We start from the raw sequence: 2,724 nt of genomic DNA, 5'->3' as shown, positions 1-2,724 counted from the left end.
GGCCCTAGCCCCAGCTGCTACTGGCGCGTAACATCGAATCATCACCGGGTTTCGCTCCAAGCCGGCCGTGGCAACACCCACCCCGTCGGCGGAATTGAGGAAGTCATGAGCCATGACGCAGCTGTCGAAAGCACCAATGCCACCGCAAAGGATCCCACTGACAAAAAAGTCACGGCCGCGGACGCCAGGAACGCCGCGGAGGCGGCCAGGGAGACAGCGTGGGAGCGGCCAAGCTTCGCCAAGGGCCTGTACCTGGGCGACTTTGACGTCGACCTGATTCACCCGCATCCGCAGCCTTCGACCGAGGACACTGAAATTGGCGATGCCTTCCTTGAGAAGGTTGAGGCCTACGCCAAAACCCTGGACGGCGCCCGCGTCGAGCGGGAAGCGAAGATTCCTGACGAATACCTGGCAGGTCTGGCTGAGTTGGGTGTATTCGGCATGAAAATTCCTGTCGAATATGGCGGGCTTGGACTGAACCTGACTTATTACGGGCGGGCCTTGTCCATTCTTGGCAGCGTACATCCGGCCTTTGGCGCCTTGGCCTCGGCCCACCAGTCCATAGGCGTGCCGGAACCGGTGAAGGTTTTTGGCACAGCTGAACAAAAACAAAAATACCTGCCGCGATGTGCGGCCGGAGCTGTCACTGCCTTTTTGCTGACGGAACCGGATGTGGGCTCGGACCCCGCGCGGATGGGCTGCCAGGCGGTTCCGTCCGAAGATGGCTCGGAATACGTTTTGGACGGCGTGAAGTTGTGGACCACCAACGGCGTCATTGCCGAACTGGTGGTGGTCATGGCGTTGGTGCCGTCCCGTGGTTTGGATGCGGCGGGACGGAAAACCGGTGGCATCACCGCATTCGTCGTGGAAGCGGACTCCCCTGGCATCACAGTTGAAAACCGCAACGAATTCATGGGCCTGCGCGGCATTGAAAATGGCGTGACACGCTTTCACCAAGTGCGTGTTCCGGCAGAAAACCGTTTGGGCCGGGAGGGCCAGGGGCTGAAGATCGCCCTGACCACCTTGAACACGGGGCGGCTGTCCATCCCGGCCATGGCAGCAGGGGCAGGCAAGTGGTCCTTGAAGATCGCCCGGGAGTGGTCCAACGCCCGCACCCAATGGGGACTGCCGGTGGGCCGGCATGAGGCAGTGGGGAAGAAGCTCGCCTTCATGGCTGCCACTACGTTTGCGCTTGAGGCGGTCTTTGAGCTCTCCGCAGCCTTGGCGGACGCCGGCATGAAGGATGTGCGCATTGAAGCAGCCCTTGCGAAGCTGTGGTCTTCCGAGTTCTCCTACAAGTGCGCCGATGAACTCGTGCAGATCCGCGGTGGACGCGGGTACGAGAGCGCGGCTTCGCTGGCCGCCCGCGGCGAGCGTGCAGTTCCCGCCGAACAACTCCTGCGGGATCTGCGCATCAACAGGATCTTCGAAGGCTCCACCGAAATCATGCACCTGCTCATTGCCCGGGAGGCAGTGGACGCGCACCTGGCTGCGGCTGGTGATTTGGCGTCCACCACGGCAACGCTGGCTGAAAAGGGCAAGGCTGCCGTGGGTGCCAGCGGATTCTACGCGAAGTGGCTGCCGAAGCTGGTGGTCGGCAAGGGCATGGACCCGCGTTCCTACAACGACTTTGGGCCGTTGGCCAAGCACCTGCGTTTTGTGGAGCGTGAATCTCGCAAGCTGGCACGGCAAACGTTTTATGCCATGGGACGGTGGCAGGGAAAGCTCGAATACAAGCAGGCTTTTCTAGGCCGCATCGTTGACATCGGCGCCGAACTCTTTGCCATTTCCGCCTGCTGTTCCCGGGCCGAAATGCTCCGGCTCAAGGACCCCCACCAGGGGAGGGCGGCGCAGAAACTCGCCGACGCCTTCGCGTGCCAGTCACGACTTCGGGTGGAAACTTTGTTCAACGAGCTCTGGCACAACACGGACGATACCGACAAAGCCCTCAGCGAGGAACTACTGGCCGGGGACTTTGTTTGGCTTGAAGAAGGCGTACTGGACCCCTCCGAGGGGACGGGGCCCTGGATCTCCGACGCCACGCCCGGCCCTTCCACCCATGAGAACCTGCACCGCAAATACCGCTAACCGCTACCAATGACGTCAGGACGTACAGAACCCCCGCAGCATCTGGCGCTGCGGGGGTTCTGTACGTGTCACAAGCCGGGGGATTTAGCCGTCGGTCTTCACGATGTACACGTCGCACGGGGCGTTGTGTGAAACGGCATTGGCAACCGAGCCAAGGACGCGGCTCAGGCCCTGCATGCGGACGTTACCCACAACAATCATCTTGGCCTTGCGCTTGGTGGCCTCTTCAATCAGCACCTCGGCAGGCTTGCCCAGCGCTGAGGAGAATTCGGTCTTGACGCCGCTGATCTTCAGTTCCTCTGCAACGCGCTGTGCAACCCGCTCGGCCTCATCGGCGGTGGACAGGAACCATTCGTCGTTGCCAATGGTGACCTTCTCCGTCTTGTCTTCACCAAAGGCGGTCACAACGCGCAAGGTGTACCCCAACGCCTTGGCCAAGTCAGCTGCAACCTTGGCAGCCTTCATGGAGGTTGAGTTGCCGTCAACGCCAACAATGATGATTCCAGCCATTTGTTTCATCCTTTTCTTCGGCTAAGACACCGGCATTTTTCAACCCGGTATCATTCTTGTCCCTACTTTAGTCACAAAAGCACACATTTAGGCGGGAACGTGGGCGAACTTACCCACCTATTACGC

2 protein-coding genes are annotated in these 2,724 nt (G+C 60.6%); one reads left to right on the top strand and one right to left on the bottom strand.

Annotated features, from left to right (window positions below; all coding sequences use genetic code 11):
- Positions 1-105 precede the first annotated feature (105 nt).
- On the top strand, positions 106-2,088 hold the full coding sequence (locus Q4P21_RS06590; protein ID WP_303388006.1) for an acyl-CoA dehydrogenase family protein: 1,983 nt from the start codon (positions 106-108) through the stop codon (positions 2,086-2,088).
- An 84-nt stretch (positions 2,089-2,172) separates the two neighbouring features.
- Here Q4P21_RS06590 and Q4P21_RS06585 read toward each other — a convergent pair whose 3' ends face one another.
- A complete protein-coding gene (locus Q4P21_RS06585; protein ID WP_303388005.1) occupies positions 2,173-2,598 on the bottom strand; it encodes a universal stress protein in 426 nt (141 codons plus the stop codon).
- Positions 2,599-2,724 lie beyond the last annotated feature (126 nt).

This window comes from Arthrobacter sp. (genome assembly GCF_030540645.1).
Taxonomy (GTDB): domain Bacteria; phylum Actinomycetota; class Actinomycetes; order Actinomycetales; family Micrococcaceae; genus Specibacter.
This window is presented reverse-complemented; position numbering and strand designations above follow the sequence as displayed.

What these genes read in the sequence shown, in the direction of transcription:
- Q4P21_RS06590 (WP_303388006.1), top strand. Translation starts at nt 106, where the DNA reads ATGAGCCATGACGCAGCTGTCGAAAGCACCAATGCCACCGCAAAGGAT.
- Q4P21_RS06585 (WP_303388005.1), bottom strand. Translation starts at nt 2,598, where the DNA reads ATGGCTGGAATCATCATTGTTGGCGTTGACGGCAACTCAACCTCCATG.